Origin of the sequence: Kitasatospora sp. NPDC096204, assembly GCF_044763205.1 — a bacterium.
Taxonomy (GTDB): Bacteria; Actinomycetota; Actinomycetes; order Streptomycetales; family Streptomycetaceae; genus Kitasatospora.
On the sequence record NZ_JBIWFT010000069.1, the window covers coordinates 1 to 18,678 of the forward strand.

Genomic DNA, 18,678 nt, shown 5'->3' on the forward strand with positions numbered 1-18,678 from the left:
ATGTCGCAATCCACACCTGGCCAGAAGGCCCTCACTCATTTCAAGATCACAGCGCCGTGACCCCTGTCACCAACCTCCGTGGTCAGTACATCTAGGAACCCCGAGGTGCTCCGGGAGCCCCGAGGTGCTCCGGGCACAGGGCCCCGTACGGTCAGCGGTGCTTCATCACGAGGTCCAGTGCGTGCCGCAGCTGCTCACGGCCGGGCTGGACGGCACGGTCGAGGGCGGGGGCGAAGGGCAGCACGGCGCCGTCCGGGCGGGTGATCCGGCGGGGCGGAGCGACCAGGCGCATCTCCTCGGCGGCGGTGGCCAGCACCTCGGCGCCGAAGCCGCAACTGCGGTTGGAGTCGTCCAGGACGACCAGCCGCCCGGTGCGCTCCAGTGACTCGGCGAGGGCCGGCCAGTCGAACGGGTACACCGTGCGCGGGTCGAGGACCTCCACCGAGAGGTCCGGCGCCAGCTCCTCGGCCACCGCGAGGGCGTCGTGCACCAGGTGCCCGAGGGCGACCACGGTGACGTCGCTGCCCGGCCGGTGGATCCGGGCCCGGCCGAGCGGGACGGGGACGAGGTCCCAGGTCACGGTCTCGCGCACCGGCATCGCGGCGGCGGGCGCGAACACCACCACCGGGTCCGGGTCGCGGATCGCCGAGCGCAGCAGCCCGTAGGCGTCGGTCGGGGTGGCCGGCACCACGGTCTTCACCCCGGCGTGCGCGAACAGGCTGTACGGGTGGTCGGAGTGCTGCCCGGCCCAGCCGTCCCGGGAGCCGGAGCCCGGCACCAGGCAGGTCAGCGGGACGGCGGCCTGGCCACCGGTCATCAGCGAGAACTTGTGGGCCTGGTTGACGAGTTGCTCGAAGACCAGGAACAGCAGGGAGGGGATCTGGAACTCCAGCACCGGACGCCGGCCGGCCAGCGCGGCGCCGACCGCCATCGAGGTGAAGGCCTGCTCGGACAGCGGGGTGTCGACGATCCGCCCCCGGCCGAAGCGGTCCAGCAGGCCGAGGGTCGGCCCGGCCAGACCGGCGCCGATGTCCTCGCCGAAGACGCAGACCGCCGGGTCGGCGGCGAGCTCGTCGGCCAGCGCCCGGTTGAGCGCCTTGGTGTACGAGAGCCTGGTCACGGCGCCACCCCCGCCCGGGGCCGGAGCCCGTCGGCGTACAGGTGGTCCAGCGCCCCGGCGGGGTCCGGATGCTCCGAGGCGAGCGCGAACTCCTCGGCGGCGGCCAGCTGTTCGGCCACCGACCGGTCCAGCTCGGCGACCGTCGCCGGGTCGAGCAGGGCGGCGGCCCGGGGGAGCGGGTCGCGCTCGCGCCAGGCCCCGACCTCCTCGGGGGAGCGGTAGCGCAGCTTCATCCGGCGCTCCATGGTGTGATGACCCTCGTAGCGGTAGGTGCGGCAGGTCAGGAAACCGGGGCCGCCGCCGGCGCGGGCCCGCCCGACGGCGCGCAGCGCGGCGGCGCGGACGGCCTCGGTGTCCATGCCGTCGACCTCCTCGGCGGGGATGCCGAAGGCGGCCGCCCGGCCGGTGGCGCTGCCCGCGACGGCGGTGGCGGCGGGCAGGGTGGTGGCGTAGCCGTTGTCCTCGCAGACGAACAGCACCGGAAGGCGCCACATCGCGGCGAGGTTGAGCGACTCCAGCAGGACGCCCTGGTTGAGCGCGCCGTCGCCGAAGAAGGCCACCGCGACCGGGGCCCGGCGGGCCGCCCGTTCGGCGGCGGGGCCGTCGGCCGTCGCCCGTTCGGCGGACACCCGTTCGAGGGAAGCGGCGGCCCAGGCGGCACCGACCGCGATCGGGGCTCCGGCGCCGACCATGCCGTTGGCGCCGAGGATGCCCAGGGAGAGGTCGGCGGCGTGCATGGAGCCGCCCCGGCCGCCGTTCGACCCGCCGACCCGGCCCAGGAGCTCGGCGAGCAGCCGGTGCGGCGCGGTGCCCCGGGCGAGCACGTGGCCGTGGCCGCGGTGGGTGCTGGCGAGCCGGTCACCCGGGCCGAGCGCCGAGCAGACGCCGACCGCCACGGCCTCCTGCCCGATGTACGGGTGGATGCCGCCGGGGATCGCGCCGGACTTCACCAGGTCGAGCGCCAGCTCCTCGAAGCCGCGGATCAGCCGCAGCATCCGGTAGCGCTCGGCGGGGGTGCCCAGCGGGGCGGGGCGCCCCTGGGCGGCGGGGGCTCCGGGCGGTGTCGCGCCGCCCTCGGCCGGGTGCGCGGGAGCGGTCACGGCCGTCCCCGCCAGATGGCCGGGCAGAACCGCGGGTCGGCGTAGTCCGGCCGGCCGTCGTCCGTACGGCGGACCAGCACGTCGTGGTTGTACACCACCGGCTCGCCGTCCGGCCGGTCGTGCCGGCGGTACTCGTTGGCGCCGTCCTGGAGGTGCAGCGAGATCGCCCGGCGCGGGTGGGAGGCGAGGTTGGGGCCGCTGCCGTGGTAGGTGCGGCAGTGGTGGAAGGACATGTGGCCGCGCGGGATCCGCATCGGGACCTTGTGCACCCGCTGCCCGTTGTGGGCGGCGTTGGCGGCCAGGATCTCCTCCAGCTCGGTGCCGTCACGGTCGGCGAAGTGCCGGGTGGAGTCCTCGCCGGAGGGCAGCTCCCGCCAGCGGTGGCTGCCGTCGACCATGGTGATGGTGCCGTTCTCCTCGCGGCAGTCGTGGAACGGGATGAAGGCGGTGAGCATCTCGTCCGAGGTGCAGGTCTGCCAGTAGTGCTTGTCGAAGTGCCATGGCACCCGGTTGCTGGGCTCCTCGGGCACCGGGGGCTTGTAGATGAGCGTCGACTGGAAGATCCGGATCTCCTCGGTGCCGGCCAGCAGCGCGGCCACCGCGCCGACCAGCGGCTTGCGCAGGATCGCGCCGATCGCGTCGCTCTCGTGGTGCACGTAGTCGTTGTGCCGCTGGACCGGCCCGTCCTCGGGCCGCCAGGAGGCCAGCCGGGGCGGCCGGACGGGCAGCTCGTGGTCGCGGTGGCCGGCGTAGTACTGCTCGGTGGCGGCCTGGAGGCTGTCCAGTTCCTCGTCGCTGAACAGCCTGCGGGAGAGGTACCAGCCGTGCTCGCGGTAGTGCGCCACCTCTTCGGGGGTGGGCAGCAGGGCGCGCTCGGCCTCGGTGAGCCGGAACTCGCGGGGTGCGCTCATCGGACGGGCCTCCTTCAGATGTGCGGGGGCGGGCCGGTCGGTGGCCGTGGGCCGGTCGACGGCGCCGGACCGGTCGTCGCCGGTGGGGCTGTGCCGTTCGACGGCCTCGTAGAGGGCCTTGATGTTCGCGGTGCCGAAGGTACCCGCTCCCCGCCGTTCGATCAGTTCGAGGAAGAAGGTGCGCCGGGGGTGTGTCGAACGGGCGAAGATCTGGAACAGCCGGCCGCCGTGGTCCTGGTCGACCAGCACGTGCAGCTCGCGCAGCGTCGCCACCGGGACGGCCGCGCCACCGAGGCGCTCGGCCAGGGCGTCGAAGTAGGCGCCCGGGGTGGTCAGGAACTCCACGCCGCGCTCCCGGGCGGTCCGGACGGCGCGGGCGATGTCACGGGTGCCGAAGGCCAGGTGCTGGACGCCTGCCCCGCCGTGGGCGGCGAGGAACTCGTCGATCTGGCCGGGACGCCGGGTGGAGTCGGGCTCGATCAGGGTGAAGGTGACGCCGCCGGAGGCGCTCTGCACCACCGCGGAGTCCATCGCCTGCTCGCCGACCTCGATGTACTCCTCGAAGACCGTACGGAAGCCCAGTGCCGCCTCGCAGAACCGCACGGCGTCCGCGAGGGCCCCGGCCGGCAGGCAGATCGCGACGTGGTCGAGGTCGTCCAGCAGACGGGGTTCCGGGGTGGGCTCGGCGTCCGGCAGACGCACCAGGCGCAGCGCGGTGTCGCCGAAGCCCTCGATCAGGGCGCCGGCCCGGTCCAGCACTCGGGCGCCGTGCCGTTCGGCCCGCTCCAGCGCGGCCGCCGGGTCGGCGCAGCCGAGCGCGAGCACGGCGACGCCGTCCCCGTGCCGGGCGACGTACTCGGCCACCGGGTGCTCCGGGTCGGCGGCGGAGGTCAGGTGCAGCCGGATGGTGCCCTGGCGCACCGGGACGGTGCGGGCGCCGTCCGGCGCGGTGACCGGGGCGTCGGCGGTGAAGCCGTGGTCGGCGCCGAGTCCGGCCGCGGTCTTGTCGGCGTCCGCGCAGTGGAACTCGACGTGGGCGATGGTCTGGATGGACAACGGGATCTCCCCCCGGAGGGATGGTGGATCGGGGATCGGCGCGCTGCCGCCGCACGGCGGTGTGCGGCGGTGCACGGCGATGTGCGCGATGCGTGGTGGTGCACGGCGATGTGCGCGATGCGTGGCGGCGCGCGGTGGGTGGCCGCTAGCGGGCGGCCCGGGTGGAGGCCGGGCCGAGGATCAGGCTGAGGTTGTGGCCGCCGAAGGCGAAGGCGTTGCTCAGCGCGGCGCGCACCGGGCCGGGCCGGGCGGCGCCCCGGACGTGGTCCAGGTCGCAGGCCGGGTCGGGGTCGGTCAGGTTGAGCGTCGGCGGGAGCGTCCCCCGCGCCACCGCCAGGGCGGTCACCGCCGCCTCCAACGCGCCCGCGGCGCCGAGGAGGTGGCCGGTGGCGCCCTTGGTGGAGCTGACCGCGGGCGGTTGCGCGCCGAACACCGCGCGCAGCGCCGCGGTCTCGGCCGCGTCACCGAGCCTGGTGCCGGTGCCGTGGGCGTTCACGTAGTCGATGTCGCCCGGGGCCAGGTCGGCGTTGGCGAGCGCGGCGCGCATCGCGTCGGCGGCTCCGGCGCCGTCCGGGCGGGGCATGGTCGGGTGGTGGGCGTCGGTGGAGGCGCCCCAGCCGAGAACGTCCGCGTACCCGGAGGCGCCGCGGGCCTCGGCGTGCTCGGCCCGTTCCAGGACCAGGACGGCGCTTCCCTCGCCCAGCACGAAGCCGTTGCGGCGGGCGTCGAAGGGGCGGCTCGCCTGCCCGGGATCGTCCCAACCCTGCGCCAGCGCGCGGGCGTTGGTGAAGGCGGCGGCGATGGTCGGATGCAGCGAGGACTCGGTGCCGCCGCACACCACCACGTCGGCGTCGCCGGCCCGGATCAGCCGCAGCCCTTCGGCGATCGCCTGGGCGCCGGCCGCGCAGGCCGTCACCACGGCGGAGCTGTAGCCCCGGATACCGTGCTTGATGGCGATCCGGGCGGCGGCCATGTTGGAGAGCATCCCGGGCAGCAGGTACGGGCTGACGCCGGGGCGGCCGCGCTCCAGCCGGCGGTGCGACTGCTGCTCGAAGGTCTCCAGCCCGCCGCCGCCGGTGGCCAGCACCACGGCGGTGCGGTGCGGGTCGGCGTCCCTGCCGACGGCCAGTCCGGCGTCGGCGAGCGCGTCGTCGGCGGCGGCCAGGGCGAGCAGCACGAAGCGGTCCACGCAGCGGGTCTCGGTGGGCGGCAGCACCTCCCGGCCGTCCACGGCGGGGGCGATCCCGGCGGCGGGCAGCCAGCCGTGCGCGGCGTGGCCCTCGGGGACGGCGCGCAGGCCGGAGCGGCCGGCGGTGAGCGCCTCGAACACCTCGGCGGGCTCGCGGCCGAGCGGGGAGACCAGCCCGATGCCGGTGACGACGGCGCCGTGGCCGCCGCGCCGGCTCATGCTCCCACCGCCGCGAGGTGGAGCCGCCGCAGCAGGACCTTGCGGACCTTGCCGGTCGGGCCGAGCGGGATGTCGTCGGGGGAGACGACCAGCACCCTGCGGACGGTCGCGGCGGTGGCCTCGTCCAGCGCGGCGAGGACCGCCTCGGTGCGGGCCGCCTCGGTGTGGGCTGCGGCCTCGTCGGCGTCCGCGGCGAGGAGCAGCAGCACGTCGGTGACCACGCGCTCGCCGTCCCGTACGGCGACGACCGTGCAGTCCAGCACGTCCGGGCAGGCGGCCAGCACTCGCTCCTCCGACATCGCGGTGAACAGCCGCTTGCCGCCGCCGAGTTCGACCGAGTCGACGGCCCGGTCCACGTGGTAGTAGTAGCCCTCCTCGTCCCGGTACATCAGGTCCCCGGTGAGGAAGCGGCCGCGCAGCCGGGTGCGGAAGGTGGTGGCCGAGTCGTTCCAGTAGCCGAGCGCCAAGGTGGGTGAGGCGGTGGCGAGTTCGCCGACCTCGCCGGGGCCGAGCGGCTCGCCGTCCGGGCCGACCACCTCGCAGTCGACGAAGGCGTGCGGCCGGCCCACGCAGCGGCCGTAGCGCTCGGTGCCGGGGCCGTGGGTGATGAAGAAGTGCGAGTGGCCCATCTCGGTGGAGCCGAGGCCGTCCACGAACTGCGAGCCGGGGACCCGGGTGCGGCCGGCCCGGGTGACGGTCTCCCGGCTGCCGGTGGCGATCAGGCGGCGGATGTGCACCTCGTGGGCGCAGTCGCCGGTGTTCCACCAGAGCGCGACGGAGGTCAGGTCGCGGGCGGCGAGGTCGTGCCGGGCGAGGTCGGCCCAGGTGGCCGCGAAGCCGACCACCCCGGTGGGCCGCCACCGCTCGACGGCTTCCAGCACGCCGTCGCCGGACTGCCGGGAGAGCAGGGCGAGTTCGGTGTGCGAGCTGAGCGCGAGGTTGACCGCGATCAGGGTGGCCGCGTGCGGGGCGGGCAGCGCGCTGAGCATCCGGTCCTGGCCCTGCGGGCGGGGTAGCCGCAGCCGGTGGCGGATCGCCGCGTACAGGCTCGCGTGGGAGTGGACGACGGCCTTGGGCATGCCGGTGGTGCCGGAGGAGTGGGTGATCGCCACCGGGTCGCCGGACCAGTGCCGGTACGGCTCGGGGGCGGCGTCCGGGTCGCCGGTGCCGAGGGTGGTGATCTCCGGCAGCAGCGGCGCGCCGGGCTCGTGGCCGGCCAGTGCGGCCAGGTGGGCGGCGTCGGCGAGGACGCCGGCCGCGCCGAGGCGGGCGATGTAGCGGGCGGCGCGCTCACCGTCCAGGTTGGGGTTGAGCAGCGCGGGGATGGCGCCGAGCCGGGCCAGGGCGAGGAAGGAGAGCACGTGGTCGGCGGCGGTGCTCGCGTACACCACGACCGGGTCGCGGCGGGTGATGCCCAGGCCGTGCAGGGCGGCGGCGCGGGCCCGGACGGCGCGGTCCAGCTCGCGCGGGGTGAACGGCTGCCAGGCGGGGTGGTCGTCCACCGGGGTGTCGAAGCTGAGCAGTGGCACGTCCAGGTCGAGCCCGAGGGCGATCCGGGCGGTCAGGACGTTGCCGGCGCCCACGTCGGGGTCGTCCGCGAGCTGGGTGCGGAGGCTGCGGATGGTCACGGGGGTGGATCCCTCCTCGGGGCCGGTGGACGGCCCGGGCGGCTGGTCGGGTGACGGGGCGGGCCGCGCGGGCGCGGCGGCTGGGTCGGTCGGCCGCACCGGCGGGAGGTGTGGTCGGCCGGTCGGGCGACGGGCAGATGGGCAGATGGGCAGATGAGCGGACGGGCAGATGGGCGGACGGGCGACGGGTGTCGGGAGCGAGGCGATGCCCGGGAGGGGCGCTGGTGTGCCGGGTGCGGCTGCGTCAGGCGCCGGGCCTCGATGGTTCCTACGGCCGGTGGTGGCCGGCGGGTTCAGTCCGAGCTGGTTCCGTGCTCTGCCGGGTTCAGTCCGAGCCGGTTCCGTGGCCGGCGCGTTCGGTCCGTGCGGGCTCCGTGGCCGGACCGGCGAGCAGGGCGGCCGCGGCCCGGTCCCCGTCGGGTGTCCGCTCGACGGCCACGGCCAGGACGAGGTCGGCGTCGCCGTCCGCGAGCAGCAGCGCGGCGAGCTCGAACGCCTCGGCCGGGACGTGGCCCGGTTCGGCCTCGGCCGGGCAGATCGCCACGACGGGGCCGGTCAGGCCCCAGCGTGCGGCGATGTGCCCGAGGACGGCGTTGGGGTTGGACTGGAAGAACAGCAGCGGGCCGGTCCGCTGTCCGGCCTCGGCACTGCGGTCGATGGCCCGCGCGGTGTCGAGGTCGCCGCTCGCGCTGGCGAGCAGCAGGGCGGTCCGCCCGGGGGCGGGCGGCTCGCCGTGGTGGGCGCGCAGGCAGCGCTCGGCGGTGTCGGCGACGAGCGGGTTGAAGCCGGAGGCGGCGAAGCCGGGCAGCGGTGGTGGTGGACCGTCACGGCCGGGCGCGGGGCGGCGAGCCTCGGCGAGGATCCGCAGTCCGTGGGTGTGGGCGGCAGGGGTGGTCATGGCAGGGCTGTCATCCCGGGGACAGCAGCAGCGCGGTGTTGGCGCCGCCGAAGGCGGAGTTGAGGCTGAGGGCGTACGACGGGCGGGCGGCGTGCGGGCCGTCCAGGACGAGGTGCAGCGCGAGGTCCGGGTCAGGGCCGAGCCAGCCGGCGTTGACCGGGAGCAGTCCGCTTCCCAACGCGCCGATGGTGACGGCGAGTTCGAGCAGGGCGGAGGCCTCCAGGGCGTGCCCGTGCACGGACTTGCCGGAGCTGACCGGCAGCCGGTCGGTGTGCGGGCCGAACACCCGCCGCAGGGCGTTGGCCTCGGCCCGGTCGGCGAGGGTGGAGCCGGTGCCGTTGGCGTTGACGTAGCCGACCTCGACCGGGTCGACGCCGGCGCGGGCGAGCGCGGCCTCGATCGCCCTGGCGGGCCCGCCGCCGTCCGGCCCCGGGCGGCAGACGTGGTGGGCGTCCCCGGCCCGGCCCCAGCCGGCCAGCCGGGCGAGCGCGGGCGCACCGCGCCGTTCGGCGGCCGGGGCGGCCTCGACCAGGACGGCGGCGGCCGCGTCGGCGAGCAGGGTGCCGGTGCGGCCGGCGCTGAACGGGCGCACCTCGCCGTCCCTGGCCAGTGCCCGTCCGGCGTCGAAGACCGCGAAGACGCCCGGTTCGACCAGGTGCCCGGCCGCGACCAGGACCCGCTCGTGCCGTCCGGCGGCCACCAGGGCGCCCGCGTCGGCGACGGCGGTCGAGGCGGCCACGCAGGCGCCGTTGTACACCCGGGTGACACCCGGCGCGCCCCAGTCGGAACGGACCCCGGCGGCCACCGCGTCGGCGGTCGCGCGGGTGCGCTCGTCACTGTGCAGGGCGAGCAGCACGGGCAGCCCGGCGCCCTCGGCGGCGGTCAGTCCGGCCTGTCGGCAGGCCTGGTCGATCGCGTCGAGCACGGCCCCGGCCAGCGGGAGGGTGCGGGCCAGCGGCACGGTGTCCGGGAACAGGGCGGCCCGGGTGGTGCGGCGGGCGCTCACGTCGAAGCGGGTGACGGGGCCGAACAGGGCCTTGCCGTGGGTGGCGGCCTCGGTCAGTGCGGCGAGCCCGCGCCCGGCGGCGCTGAGCACCCCGACGCCGGTGACCACCGGGTGCCCGGCCGCCCGGCCCGGCGGTCCGGTGCCCGTGCCGGCGGGGATCACGGCCGGGCGCCCGCGCGGTCGGCGAGGACGGCCTCGCGCAGCAGCTCGGTGGCGTCGTCGACGGTGCGCACCGCGCCGAAGCGCTCGTCGTCCAGGTCCAGCAGGAGCTCGTAGCGTTGCTCGAACTCGGCGACGAGCCAGGTGAGTTCAAGTGAGCCGAGCTCCTCGGGCACGGTGCCGACGGCGCGCTGCCCGAACGCCGCCAGCATGGCCAGGACCTCGGCCCGGTCCGGCAGGGCGTCGGGGAGCGGGGAGCCGGTCACGCGGCGCTGCCGGAGGTGGCGGAGGTGGTGGCGAGGGCGTCGATCCGGCGGGCGACGTCGGCGGTGAACTCGTCCAGCGTCATCAGCGCGGTGGTCTCCATCTCGTCGAGGTCGAACTTGATCCCGAACTCGTCCTCGACCTGCACCGAGAGGTCGGCCAGCGCGAGCGATTCGAGGTCCAGCCCGGCCGGGCCGAGGTCGGTGTCCCCGGTGACCTCGGAGACGTCGTACTGCATCTCGGCGAGTGCCGCCAGGACGAAGGCGCGGATGCGGTCCTGCATGGTGGTGGGCTCCTTGTCGGGTGGTGCGTGTCGGGGTGGTGGTGCGGACGGCCCGGGGTGTGGGCCGTGCCGTGGTGGGCGCGGTCAGCCGGCGGCGGTCGCGCGCAGGGCGGCCGGGTCGCGCAGCAGCTTTCCGGTGGCGGTGCGGGGGAGCCGGTCCAGTCGGGCCAGCCGGCGCGGCCGCTTGTAGGCGGCCAGGCGGCGGGCCAGCCCGTCCTGGACGGAGGCGAGGTCGGCCTCGGACTCGGTGGCCAGGTAGGCCTCGATCGCGCCGCCGTCGAAGACGACCACGGCCTCGCGGACCTCCGGCAGCGCGGTGAGCGTCTGCTCGACCTCGGTGAGGTCGACCTTCAGGCCGCCGATCGAGACCTGGGAGTCCAGTCGGCCCAGGACGGTGACGAGGCCGTCGGCGGCCGGCTCGGCCGCGTCCCGGGTGTGCAGCCAGCCGTCCGACCAGCGGGTCGGGTCGTCCAGCCCGGGGTACGGGGAGGAGGCCGCAGCGATCTGCAACTCGCCCTTCACCAGGCGGAGTTCCATGCCGTGCACGGGCCGCTTGGCGGGGTGGAGCGTACCGGAGAGGTCGGTGGCGATCACCCCGGTCTCGGTCATGCCGTACATGGTGCCGAGCGGGACGCCGTAGCGCTCGGTGAACAGCGCGGGCAGTCCCGGGCGGACGAGTTCGCCCGCCACGACCATCCGCCGCAGCCGGGGCAGCGGCGGGGGAGCGACCGCCCCCGCCAGCAGTTCGGCGTGGAAGGGCACCCCGATCACGGTGGTCGGCCGGTCGCTCGCGGCGACCTCGGCGAGGATGCCCGCCGCCGTCATCCGCTCCGGCACGGTGAGCGCGACCCGGGCGTGCAGGCTGTTGAGCAGCCCGCCGACCAGGCCGAGCACATGCACCACCGAGGAGAGCAGGACGACCCGCTCGCCCTCGCCGGGGAACTCCACGAGCCTGCGGTAGCAGTCGAGTTCGCGCAGCAGATCGGCCGCGGTGCGGGCGATGACCTTGGCCGGACCGGTGGATCCGGAGCTGAGCTGGATCAGCGCGTGCCCGGTGCGGGCCGGGCGCCCGTCCGTCAACGGGACGGCCACCGGCTCGACTTCGGAGAAACCGCGCAGGGCCGCCGCGGGCCGATGGGCGGAGCCTACCAGCACCTGTGGGGCCAGCCGCGCCACCGCCGCGTCGATCTCGTGGTCGGTCAACCGGTGGTCGAGAAGGGCGACTTGGGCGCCGAGGCGCCAGCATGCCAGCAGTACCGCGACGAACGCCACCGAGGGCGGCAGCCGCAGGGCCGCCGTCCCGCCGGGGCCGAGCCCGGCGGCCGCCAGGCGGTCGCACTGCTCCTCGACCAGGGTGCGCAGGGCGTCCCGGTCGAGCGGCCTGCCGAGGTGCAGGCACTCCTCGCCGCCGGGGCCGGCCAGCAGCAGCCGGTCGACCCAGGAGCCCGGGGCGTCGGAGTGCGGCAGGAGGGCAGCCGGAAGTACGGAGGGGGAAAAGCCGGTCAACGCGGCTCCACACAAGTGAGGGGATTTGACATGACCGCCGCTGACAAGCCCGAACGGCCAATTCCGTGGCCAGACCTTGGCACAGACGTTTGGTCAAATCAAGGTCTATACCAATGTGGTCGTTGCTCCTACGCTGCCCAGCCGGGAGATGTCCGGACGCCACGCGCCGTGCCGGTGTCGTGCCGGTCGGCCGCCAGGCCCGCCGGCCCCGCGCGGCCGTTGAACCGCGCCGCACCCGCACCGCGTTCTCCCATCAGGAGGCCCGAGAGATGACCGAGCAGAACCGAGGATTCCCCGGCTGGGACTGGGACGACCCGGACGGGCTGGCACTCCGTCTGGAGGCCTTCAGTGCGCGGGTCGCCACCTGCGACACGCTCGAAGCACGCCCCGGCGCCCTGCCGCACACCCGCGCGGAACTCCGCGAACTCGGCATCACCGGAATCGAGTTCGCCGCCTTCAGGACCGCCCACCCGGAGGGCCTCGGCACCGACCTCAGCACCCTGCGCAGCGCCGACACCGCCACCGAACCCGGCACCCTCTACCGGGTCGACGGAGACCGCTGGTTCACCCGGCTCGACATCGCCGAACCGCTGCCCTTCGCCGACGCCAGCGTCGACTGGGTGTACGCCGAGCACCTGATCGAGCACGTCACCATGCCCGTCGCCGTCGGCTGGCTGCGCGAGGCCCGCCGGGTGCTGCGCCCCGGCGGCGTCCTGCGCCTGACCACCCCCGACCTCGCCCGCTACCTGGTCGGCTACGCCACCGGTGACGGCTTCCTCGCCAGGCACCGGCGCCGGCTGACCACCCTCGGCTTCGGGCCGCCGATGCCCGCGCGCCCCGCCTTCCTGGTCAACCAGATCTTCCGCCACTTCGGACACCAGTGGATCTACGATGTGGACGAACTGCGGCACGTCCTCACCCGGGCCGGCTTCGACCCCGACAGGATCCGCCGGTGCGCCTACCGGCAGGGCACCCGTCCGGACGTCGCCGACCTCGACACGGCCTTCCGCACCGACGAGACCGTCTATGTCGAGGCGGACCGCTGAGCCCGCCGCCGAACCCGCCGCCGAGCCCTGCGCACCGAACGGACCCGCCCATGCCCCTGCACCCCCAGGCCGAGGCCCTGCGCGCCCGGCGCGCGAGCAGCGGTGCCCCACCGATCTACACCCTGACCCTCGCCGAGGCCCGGGCCGCCGACCTCGCGGACATCCGCGCGGCGGCCGGCACGCCCGAGCCGGTCGCCGCCGTCGAGGAGCACCGCATCCCCGGCCCCGGCGGCGAACTCGCCCTACGGCTCTACCGACCCGAGGCGCCCGGCCGCCGACTGTCCGCCCTGCTCTACCTGTTCGGCGGCGGCTGGACGCTCGGCTCGCCCGACACCAGCGACGCGATCTGCCGCCGGCTCACCAACGCCGTCGGCTGCGTCACCGCCTCCGTCGGCTACCGGCTCGCCCCGGAGCACCCGTTCCCGGCGGCGCTGCACGACTGCCGTGCCGCACTGCTGCAACTCGTCGAACGCGCCGAGGAGTTCGGCATCGACCCGGACCGGCTCGCGGTCGGCGGCGACAGCGCCGGCGGCAACCTCACCGCCGCGCTCACCCTCCTGCTGCGCGCCGACGGCGGCCCCGCCCTGCGCCACCAGCTGCTGGTCTACCCCAACACCGACCACGGCGCCGACACCCCGTCGCTGCGCGAGAACGACGACCCGGCGCTGTTCAACCGCCGCTCGGTGGCCTGGTACTGGGGCCACTACCTGGCCGACGAGGGCGACGGCGCCGGCCCGTACGCCTCCCCGCTGCGCGCCGCCACCCTGGCCGGCCTGCCGCCCGCGACCGTCCTGACCGCCGAGTACGACCCGCTGCGGGACGAGGGCGAGCAGTACGCCGAGGCACTGCGCGCCGCCGGGGTCCCGGTGGAGCTGCGCCGCTACCGGGGCATGCCGCACGGCTTCTTCGCCATGACCGGCACCCTGGACGCCGCCGCCGAGGCCCAGGACTTCGCGGCCGACCGGCTCCGGGCGGCGCTGCGGTGAACCTCGCCCCGGACTCCCCGCGCGCCGCGGACGACCCGCAGGCCCCGAACACCCCGCGCGCCTCGAACGACCCGCAGGCCCCCGACTCCCTGTGCGCCCCGGACGACCCGCAGGCCCCCGACTCCCTGTGCGCCTCGAACGACCTGCGCGCCGCACCGGCCGATCGGCTGCCGGATGCGACGGCGTTCCCCGGCGAGGCCACCACCCGCCGCCCGGACACCGTGTCCTGACGGCACCGAACGCCACCGAGGGGCCCGGCTCGCGACGAGCCGGGCCCCTCGGTCGTCCGTCAGCGCACCCGGGTGGAGAACAGCCGGGCCGACCAGTACACCGCCAGGACGGTCATCAGCAGGACCACCAGCAGCCCCTGCCACACCACGCTGTCCCCGGCGTGGCCGGAGAACAGCGCGCGCATGCCCTCCACGGCCCAGTAGAAGGGGTTCCACCTGGCCGCCTGCTGCAGCCACTGCGGCGCCAGGGTGAGCGGCAGCAGCACCCCCGACAGCAGCGCGATCGGCTGCGCGATGGTGTTGACCACCGGTGACATCGCCGCGTCGGTCGGCACCATCAGGGCGATGCCGAAGGAGATCGCCGAGGTCATCAGCGCCAGCAGGCCCAGCAGCAGGTAGGCGAGCAGCAGGTTCAGCGGGCTCACCCGCAGCCCGAACGGCAGCGCGATCAGGGTGATCAGGACGGCCTGCACCAGCAGCGCCACCATCTCCCGCATCGCCCGCCCGAGCAGCAGCGCGAGGCGGCTCACCGGGGTCACCCGGGAGCGCTCGATGATGCCGGCCTTGAGCTCGCCGAGCAGGCTGAAGCCGGTGAACAGCCCGCCGAAGATGCACAGCACCGCCAACAGTCCCGGTACGTACACCTGGTAGGCGTCGGCGTAGCTGTTCGCGCCCTGGGGGGCGAGCACCTTCTTCAGCAGCGGGGCGAACAGCAGGAGGTAGAACACGGGCTGGATGATGCCGACGGCGATCCAGACCGGGGTGCGGATCATGAGCAGCAGCTGGCGCTGGAAGACCAGCCAGGTGTCGCGGGCGAGCTTCACGGTCTCCCCAGGGGGTTGTGCGGGCCGGTTCGTGCGGGGACGGGGGTTCAGGACTGCCGCAGCGAGCGGCCGGTGCGGGCCAGGAACACGTCGTCCAGGCTGGGCCGTTGGAGCTGGACGGTGCCGGGCCTCAGGCCGGCCGCGTCCAGGGCGCGCAGCAGCTGCGGGATGGCGGCGGCGCCGTCCTCCAGGTACAGCCGCAGGCCCTCGTCGCCGTTCTGCTCCAGCCGGTGCAGGTACGGCTGGGGGCGCAGCACCTCGGCCGCGCGCTCGAGGGCGGCCGCCCCGGCGTCCAGCCCGACCAGCACGACGTCGCCGGAGATCTCGCGCTTGAGGGCCTCGGGGGCGCCCTCGGTCACCACCTGGCCGTGGTCGACGATCGCGACCCGGTCGCAGAGCGCGTCGGCCTCGTCCAGGTAGTGGGTGGTGACGACCACCGTCATGCCCTCGGTGCGCAGCCGGCGGATCTCCTCCCAGACGTACGCCCGGCCGGCCGGGTCCAGTCCGACCGTGGGTTCGTCCAGGAACAGCACCCGCGGCTGGTGGATCACCCCGAGCGCGATGTCCACCCGGCGCCGCTGGCCGCCGGAGTAGGTGGCGCACGGGCGGTCGCCGAACCCGGTGAGGTCGAAGGCCTTGAGCGCGTCCGCGGCGGCCTGGACGGCCTGCGCCTTGGCCGCGCCGTACATCCGGGCCTGCAGCACCAGCTCCTCGCGGGCGCTGACGTTGTCGGTGGTGCCGCCGCCCTGGGCGACGTAGCCGATCCGGCGGCGGACCCCGGCGGGGTCGGTGAACAGGTCGGCCCCGGCGACGGTGGCCCGTCCGCCGTCCGGGCGGATCAGGGTGGCCAGCATGCGCAGGGTGGTGGTCTTCCCGGCGCCGTTGGGGCCGAGGAAGCCGTAGATCTCGCCGGCGGCGACCGACAGGTCGATGCCGCGGACGGCGTCGACGGTGGGGTTCTCGCCGCTGCGGCGGGGGGTCTTCTTGCGATAGGACTTGCGCAGTCCCGTGGTCTCGATCAACCGGAACTCCCGTGCGGGGATGGGCTGCCACGGCGCCCGGGAAGGCGGGGCTCGGCACCTGCGGAGGGCGGTGCCGCTGCGACACCCTAGGGTCAACCCCGCCCCGGAAACAATGGCCTAGACCAATGGACGTGCGAACTCCCGGTCTGCTAAGGCCATCGGCGGGCCCCCGCTCGGCCGAGCGCCTCCAGCCGGTCCGCCGCGGCCGCCGCACCGCCCCCGGCCAGCAGTTCCCCACCGACCTGAACCGCCCGCTCCCGGTGGGCCGTCGAATCGAGTACGGCCCGCAGCGCGTCGGCCAGCCGCTCCGGCGTGACGCGCGCGAACGGCACCCGCAGCCCGGCGCCCGCCGCCGCCACCTGGGCGGCGACGACCGGCTGGTCGTGCCGGATCGGCGCGGTGACCAGCGGCAGGCCGTGCGCCAGCGCCTCGCCGACGGTGTTCATGCCGCCGTGGCAGAGCACCGCGTCCAACGCGCCGCGCGCCATCAGCTCCAGGACCGGCGCCCGGTCCACCGCCACGGCGCGGGAGGGGAGTTCGGGCAGCAGCTCGCGCGGTGCGGCGAACACCGGCTGGACGTCGCCACCGCACAGCTCCAGCGCCCGGACGGACCGGGCCAGGAAGTCCGCGCCCAGCCCGCCGGCCAGCGTGCCCATGGTGACCAGCACCCGTCGCCGGCCGGACCGCAGCCGCTCCCATGGGAAGTCCGGATCGCGCGGCCGTGCCGAGAGCACCGGCCCGACCAGCGCCTGCTCCGGCGGCGGGGCCGAGCCGGTCAGCGCCGGCCCGGTGGTCGCCAGCACCAGGGCGGGGGAGAAGCGCGGGTCCCGGTACTCCTCGGCGGGCAGTGCGGCGCGTTCCCACAGCCCGCGCAACAGCCCGGTCATCCACGCCTCGACCTGTGGCAACGCCCGGTAGGGGCGGCCCAGTTCCATCGCCCCGGGCGCGAACGACGCCCACGGCAGGCCGTGCCGGTGCGCGACCAGCGCGCCGGCCGGGGTGTGCTGGTCGACCAGCAGGACGTCCGGCCGCCACTCCCGCACGATCGCGTCCAGCGGCCTCGCGGTGAACCGCGCGTACGGGACGATGAAGCCCTCCCAGAGCGAGCGCAGCGCAGCGAGCCCGTGGCCGCCCTGGGTCCGGAACGCCCGGGTGCCGGTGCCGAGGATCAGGGCCCGCGGGCCGAGCAGCGGGCGCAGCACCGACTCGGTGCCGGTCCAGGCGACCTCGTGGCCGCGCGCGGTCAGCTCGGCGGCGACGCCCGCGGCCGGGTTGACGTGGCCGGTCAACGGCGGCACCACCAGCAGGAACCGGGTCATCGGGTGCACTCCTCGGGGATCAGTCGCTGCACGTCGGCGACGGTCAGGGCCTCCAGAGCGGCCAGGTCCAGTCCGGCGCGCAGCGCGGCCAGGTCGGCCGCCGGGCCGAAGCGCCCGCGCAGCCGGTCGGAGAGTTCGGCGAGTTCGTCCTCGTCCAGCAGCAGGTCGCCGTCCAGCCGGGCGTCCGGCGTGAGCTGTCGAGCCCAGCCGGGCGGCGCGCCGGCCACCTCGGCCAGCAGGGACACCAGCTCCTGGTTCAACGGGCTTGCGGGGGCGGGTGGTTCAGGATCCGGCATGAGAGATCTCCCACCTGCTCGACGGCACGGGGGTGAACGCGGCCGCATCGGAGCGCAGTTGGCGGCTTCCGGGGGGACGGCGGCGACGGAGGAGGGCCCGAGATCACTTGTGCGACCAGGCGGGCGTCGGAATACTAGCCCGCGTGACCGCACTGGAGGCAGTGGCCGTTCACCTCCCCCCACACGCCGTTCCCATCGAGGCGGTGGGCGAGCGCATCGGCCTGACCCCACGTCAACTCCGTCTCTTCCGCCGCTTCCACGGCCTGGACCAGCTGCGACTGGACCCGGCCGGGACGCTGCCCGACCTGCTCGAAGCCGCCCTGGACGACCTTCCGGAGCTGCGTGGACGGGAACACGACATCCGCTTCGTGATCCACGCCCGCAGCATGCCGGTGGCGGTGCCCCACCCGCTCAACCCGCTGCACGACCTGCTCGACGCCCGTGGACTGGCGCATGCCAACGCCTTCACCGTGACCCACCACGCCTGCGCGGTGGGCCTGCTGGCCATCGACCTGGCCGGCCGGCTGCTCGCGGGCGACCCCGACCCGGCGGCGCTCGCGCTGGTGCTGACCGGTGAGAAGACCTTCACCAGGGACGCCCAGGTGGTGCCCGAGACGGGCATCTTCGCCGAGGGCGCGGCCGCCTGCCTGGTCAGCGCCGGTGGCGAGCGTCACCGGGTGCTGTCCTTCGTGGTGCGCCAGCGCCCGGAGTTCGACGGCCGGCTGGCCGAGGACCCTGACCTGCTCGCCCGCTACCAGCGCGAGTACCCGAACGTCATGGTGGAGGCGATCGAGGCCGCTCTGGCGGAGGCCGGTCTGGACCTCTCCGACCTGGCAGCGATCCTCCCGCACAACGTCAACCAGGCGTCCTGGCGGATGATCGCGCGCCGGATCGGCTACCCGGTCGAGAAAGTCGTGCTGGACAACGTGCGGTCGGTGGGGCACAGTTTCGCCTCGGACAGCCTCATCAATCTCCACACCGCCACCACGCGGGGGCTGCTCCGCCGCGGCGACCACTACCTGATCGCCGCCGCCGGTGTCGGAGCCACCTTCTCCGCGATGGCGATGCGGTACTGACGGACCGCCGATTCCACCGGGAACCGCCGATCCCACCGGGAACCGCCGTCCGCACGCTGACGCCGCACCCCCGGACCACCCCCTCCAGACCACCCCAGAACCCCGGCGCACCCGCAAGCCCCGGGGCACACATCCCACGAACGACGGGACGGGACACCCATGTCAGAAGCCGCGGCCCAGACCGCCACCGACCCCGAACTGCGCGAGCGCGTCCTGCACGGCATCGGCGAACTCCTGCCGCGCGTCCTCAAGCGCGAACTGCCCGAGATCCCGCAGGACGCCTGCCTCTTCGACGACCTCGGCCTCACCTCGGCCGGCACCATCGAGCTCATCCTGGAGCTGGAGGAGTCGCTCGACATCCAGGTGGACGTCGAGCAGATCACCGAGGACGACCTGCGATCGGTCGCCAGGCTGGCCGACTACGTCGCCGGGCACGTCATCCCCGAGGACTGACAGTGAGGATGTGTGTGGCTTCCTTCGGTGGGTCTGACTCACGGACTGACCGACGCCGACAGGCTGTCCTTTAGTGGATATGTCGGC

General features: G+C 75.1%; 19 protein-coding genes. 5 read left to right on the forward strand and 14 right to left on the reverse strand.

Annotated elements, in window-relative coordinates:
• Positions 1-151: 151 nt before the first annotated feature.
• The 10 genes from ACIQ87_RS39265 to ACIQ87_RS39310 form a co-directional block, all read right to left on the reverse strand.
• A complete protein-coding gene (locus tag ACIQ87_RS39265; RefSeq protein WP_402416937.1) occupies positions 152-1,120 on the reverse strand; it encodes an alpha-ketoacid dehydrogenase subunit beta in 969 nt (322 codons plus the stop codon).
• On the reverse strand, positions 1,117-2,115 hold the full coding sequence (locus ACIQ87_RS39270) for a thiamine pyrophosphate-dependent dehydrogenase E1 component subunit alpha (protein ID WP_402416966.1): 999 nt from the start codon (positions 2,113-2,115) through the stop codon (positions 1,117-1,119). The genes ACIQ87_RS39265 and ACIQ87_RS39270 overlap by 4 nt, the downstream gene beginning before the upstream one ends.
• A 101-nt stretch (positions 2,116-2,216) precedes the next feature.
• Positions 2,217-4,187: a 4-hydroxyphenylpyruvate dioxygenase gene (gene hppD, locus ACIQ87_RS39275; protein ID WP_402416939.1), complete on the reverse strand. Its 1,971-nt coding sequence runs from the start codon at positions 4,185-4,187 to the stop codon at positions 2,217-2,219.
• 145 nt (positions 4,188-4,332) lie between these two features.
• On the reverse strand, positions 4,333-5,595 hold the full coding sequence (locus ACIQ87_RS39280) for a beta-ketoacyl-[acyl-carrier-protein] synthase family protein (protein ID WP_402416940.1): 1,263 nt from the start codon (positions 5,593-5,595) through the stop codon (positions 4,333-4,335).
• Positions 5,592-7,223, reverse strand: a complete 1,632-nt coding sequence (locus ACIQ87_RS39285) for a class I adenylate-forming enzyme family protein (RefSeq protein WP_402416942.1) — start codon at positions 7,221-7,223, stop codon at positions 5,592-5,594. The genes ACIQ87_RS39280 and ACIQ87_RS39285 overlap by 4 nt, the downstream gene beginning before the upstream one ends.
• Positions 7,224-7,548: 325 nt before the next feature.
• The gene (locus ACIQ87_RS39290) at positions 7,549-8,121 is read right to left on the reverse strand and encodes a beta-ketoacyl synthase N-terminal-like domain-containing protein (RefSeq protein WP_402416944.1); all 573 of its coding nucleotides are present in this window, start codon (positions 8,119-8,121) and stop codon (positions 7,549-7,551) included.
• Positions 8,122-8,131: 10 nt separating this feature from the next.
• Positions 8,132-9,289, reverse strand: coding sequence for a beta-ketoacyl synthase N-terminal-like domain-containing protein (locus tag ACIQ87_RS39295; protein ID WP_402416945.1), 1,158 nt, complete (start codon positions 9,287-9,289; stop codon positions 8,132-8,134).
• Positions 9,286-9,552: an acyl carrier protein gene (locus tag ACIQ87_RS39300; RefSeq protein ID WP_402416947.1), complete on the reverse strand. Its 267-nt coding sequence runs from the start codon at positions 9,550-9,552 to the stop codon at positions 9,286-9,288. Before ACIQ87_RS39300 ends, ACIQ87_RS39295 begins: the two co-directional genes overlap by 4 nt.
• Positions 9,549-9,833 carry a phosphopantetheine-binding protein gene (locus tag ACIQ87_RS39305; protein WP_402416949.1) on the reverse strand — a complete coding sequence of 95 codons (285 nt, stop codon included), beginning with the start codon at positions 9,831-9,833 and terminating at the stop codon, positions 9,549-9,551. The genes ACIQ87_RS39300 and ACIQ87_RS39305 overlap by 4 nt, the downstream gene beginning before the upstream one ends.
• An 84-nt stretch (positions 9,834-9,917) precedes the next feature.
• Positions 9,918-11,339, reverse strand: coding sequence for a class I adenylate-forming enzyme family protein (locus ACIQ87_RS39310; RefSeq protein WP_402416951.1), 1,422 nt, complete (start codon positions 11,337-11,339; stop codon positions 9,918-9,920).
• A 269-nt stretch (positions 11,340-11,608) separates the two neighbouring features.
• Here ACIQ87_RS39310 and ACIQ87_RS39315 point away from each other — a divergent pair, with 269 nt between their 5' ends.
• From ACIQ87_RS39315 to ACIQ87_RS39325, 3 genes are read left to right on the forward strand one after another with little or no spacing between them, the layout of a single operon-like run.
• On the forward strand, positions 11,609-12,385 hold the full coding sequence (locus ACIQ87_RS39315) for a class I SAM-dependent methyltransferase (RefSeq protein WP_402416952.1): 777 nt from the start codon (positions 11,609-11,611) through the stop codon (positions 12,383-12,385).
• The gene (locus tag ACIQ87_RS39320) at positions 12,292-13,371 is read left to right on the forward strand and encodes an alpha/beta hydrolase (protein ID WP_402416953.1); all 1,080 of its coding nucleotides are present in this window, start codon (positions 12,292-12,294) and stop codon (positions 13,369-13,371) included. Before ACIQ87_RS39315 ends, ACIQ87_RS39320 begins: the two co-directional genes overlap by 94 nt.
• Positions 13,368-13,601, forward strand: a complete 234-nt coding sequence (locus ACIQ87_RS39325; RefSeq protein WP_402416954.1) for a hypothetical protein — start codon at positions 13,368-13,370, stop codon at positions 13,599-13,601. The genes ACIQ87_RS39320 and ACIQ87_RS39325 overlap by 4 nt, the downstream gene beginning before the upstream one ends.
• 59 nt (positions 13,602-13,660) lie before the next feature.
• On the opposite strand, the gene ACIQ87_RS39330 is transcribed toward ACIQ87_RS39325, so the two are convergent.
• The 4 genes from ACIQ87_RS39330 to ACIQ87_RS39345 form a co-directional block, all read right to left on the reverse strand.
• On the reverse strand, positions 13,661-14,425 hold the full coding sequence (locus tag ACIQ87_RS39330) for an ABC transporter permease (protein ID WP_402416956.1): 765 nt from the start codon (positions 14,423-14,425) through the stop codon (positions 13,661-13,663).
• 47 nt (positions 14,426-14,472) lie between these two features.
• Positions 14,473-15,447 carry an ATP-binding cassette domain-containing protein gene (locus ACIQ87_RS39335; RefSeq protein WP_402416958.1) on the reverse strand — a complete coding sequence of 325 codons (975 nt, stop codon included), beginning with the start codon at positions 15,445-15,447 and terminating at the stop codon, positions 14,473-14,475.
• 149 nt (positions 15,448-15,596) lie between these two features.
• Entirely contained in the window at positions 15,597-16,766 is a 1,170-nt protein-coding gene (locus ACIQ87_RS39340) for a glycosyltransferase (RefSeq protein ID WP_402416960.1), read from the reverse strand.
• Positions 16,763-17,062 carry a hypothetical protein gene (locus ACIQ87_RS39345; RefSeq protein WP_402416962.1) on the reverse strand — a complete coding sequence of 100 codons (300 nt, stop codon included), beginning with the start codon at positions 17,060-17,062 and terminating at the stop codon, positions 16,763-16,765. Before ACIQ87_RS39345 ends, ACIQ87_RS39340 begins: the two co-directional genes overlap by 4 nt.
• A 143-nt stretch (positions 17,063-17,205) precedes the next feature.
• On the opposite strand from ACIQ87_RS39345, the gene ACIQ87_RS39350 reads away from it, so the two are divergent.
• Together ACIQ87_RS39350 and ACIQ87_RS39355 are read left to right on the forward strand one after the other, a co-directional pair.
• Positions 17,206-18,138, forward strand: a complete 933-nt coding sequence (locus ACIQ87_RS39350) for a 3-oxoacyl-[acyl-carrier-protein] synthase III C-terminal domain-containing protein (protein WP_402416964.1) — start codon at positions 17,206-17,208, stop codon at positions 18,136-18,138.
• 159 nt (positions 18,139-18,297) lie between these two features.
• Positions 18,298-18,591, forward strand: coding sequence for a phosphopantetheine-binding protein (locus tag ACIQ87_RS39355; protein WP_402416965.1), 294 nt, complete (start codon positions 18,298-18,300; stop codon positions 18,589-18,591).
• Positions 18,592-18,678 lie beyond the last annotated feature (87 nt).

Coding starts and splice junctions, on each gene's coding strand:
- ACIQ87_RS39280 (WP_402416940.1), bottom strand. CDS start 5,595: ATGAGCCGGCGCGGCGGCCACGGCGCCGTCGTCACCGGCATCGGGCTG.
- ACIQ87_RS39270 (WP_402416966.1), bottom strand. CDS start 2,115: ATGCTGCGGCTGATCCGCGGCTTCGAGGAGCTGGCGCTCGACCTGGTG.
- ACIQ87_RS39340 (WP_402416960.1), bottom strand. CDS start 16,766: ATGACCCGGTTCCTGCTGGTGGTGCCGCCGTTGACCGGCCACGTCAAC.
- ACIQ87_RS39290 (WP_402416944.1), bottom strand. CDS start 8,121: ATGACCACCCCTGCCGCCCACACCCACGGACTGCGGATCCTCGCCGAG.
- ACIQ87_RS39315 (WP_402416952.1), top strand. CDS start 11,609: ATGACCGAGCAGAACCGAGGATTCCCCGGCTGGGACTGGGACGACCCG.
- ACIQ87_RS39305 (WP_402416949.1), bottom strand. CDS start 9,833: ATGCAGGACCGCATCCGCGCCTTCGTCCTGGCGGCACTCGCCGAGATG.
- ACIQ87_RS39355 (WP_402416965.1), top strand. CDS start 18,298: ATGTCAGAAGCCGCGGCCCAGACCGCCACCGACCCCGAACTGCGCGAG.
- ACIQ87_RS39345 (WP_402416962.1), bottom strand. CDS start 17,062: ATGCCGGATCCTGAACCACCCGCCCCCGCAAGCCCGTTGAACCAGGAG.